The sequence below is a fragment of the Candidatus Symbiopectobacterium sp. genome (assembly GCF_020054415.1).
Lineage (GTDB): Bacteria > Pseudomonadota > Gammaproteobacteria > Enterobacterales > Enterobacteriaceae > Symbiopectobacterium.
The window spans coordinates 1-1,260 of sequence record NZ_JAHWCO010000094.1; the positions used below are offsets into that span (position 1 = coordinate 1).

Genomic DNA, 1,260 nt, shown 5'->3' on the forward strand with positions numbered 1-1,260 from the left:
AGGTGGGTGAAGCCATGGCCATGGTCAAAGCGCTTAACCGGATCACGCTATTAGGAATGCCGAACAGTATTCGCATCACGTAACAATCGACCCGTATGGGGCGCAGTCGTTACAAGTTCTGATTTATTCAACAAAGCCTAGGATCATCTGTACTTATCATCGAACGCGAGTACTACGTTTGATGCTATATCAACTCATTTGAATACACGACCTGGTTTGTGCTGTGGCTTGGCTTTGTTGAATAATAGGTAATCATGCTGTTTTTTCATGCCAGTTTTGGATTAAAATGCTGATCGCTCCGGGATGCGTCACCACGCTCTGGATTTAACATACTGATTTTACGTCAAGGGAATCCGCAGCCTTTATGGCTACGCAGCATAATATCTATTTATTCAACAAAGCCCTTATTGAATACACGACCAGCGCTGTATACTATTTACGATTCTCCAAATAAGAAATATACCCTCTTCCAATTTTAGAATGTGGATTTATATTATTAATATGACCATTTAGGTGTTTTTTTATTGCTTTATTTGGATTTTTCTCAAAATCACTTATTGCTTTTTTTAATGAATTTGCAAAGTCAAAGTTTTTCCCCTCAAAGAAAGGACTATCTTTTACACTCAAAGAAACAAGATGAGAGAATAACTTATGGTTTTTCTTTAATTTTGAATCATATAATTTAAAATCAACGTTTTTTAGTTTTTTTATTGATTCGTTTTTAGCGTTAAGAATATTTCTAGCGAACTGAATATCCTTATCTTTTTTTGTTAGGCTAGCCAACTTAACAGCTGATGAACCACTATTAAATACATGCGATTTTGTGTAATGATACGATATTTGTAATACTTTCACATCTGTCACTCCTATTTTTATACCAATGAACCGCGCTGTCTGAGCGCGTTGTTGTAGGTGGTCCAGTTGGTGATTTTAAACTTTTGCTTTACCATGGAAACCCGATGCTGAAACGACTATAGCGATCAGATCCGCCAATTACCTGAAAGTTCGATTTATTCAACAAAGCCCCATTTTCACTCTCCTAAGTAGGGTCACCGCTCACTGCTGATGACCGTTATTAAACCATGCGTTTATTTAATATTCACATAAATAACGCTCATTCACCGGCTTTGTTGAATAAATCAGAACTTGTAACGACTGCGCCCCATACGGGTCGATTGTTACGTGATGCGAATACTGTTCGGCATTCCTAATAGCGTGATCCGGTTAAGCGCTTTGACCATGGCCATGGCTTCACCCACC

At 38.3% G+C, this 1,260-nt stretch carries 1 protein-coding gene and 2 pseudogenes; 1 reads left to right on the forward strand and 2 read right to left on the reverse strand.

Features of this window, described 5'->3' with window-relative positions; translation table 11 throughout:
- Positions 1–83 (forward strand): annotated as a pseudogene (locus QZ506_RS02940) (lipoprotein); the annotation flags it as partial.
- Between the two features lie 349 nt (positions 84–432).
- Here the strand turns inward: QZ506_RS02940 and QZ506_RS02945 are convergent.
- Positions 433–855, reverse strand: a complete 423-nt coding sequence (locus QZ506_RS02945) for a hypothetical protein (RefSeq protein WP_291968958.1) — start codon at positions 853–855, stop codon at positions 433–435.
- 323 nt (positions 856–1,178) lie between these two features.
- Positions 1,179–1,260 (reverse strand): annotated as a pseudogene (locus QZ506_RS02950) (lipoprotein); the annotation flags it as partial.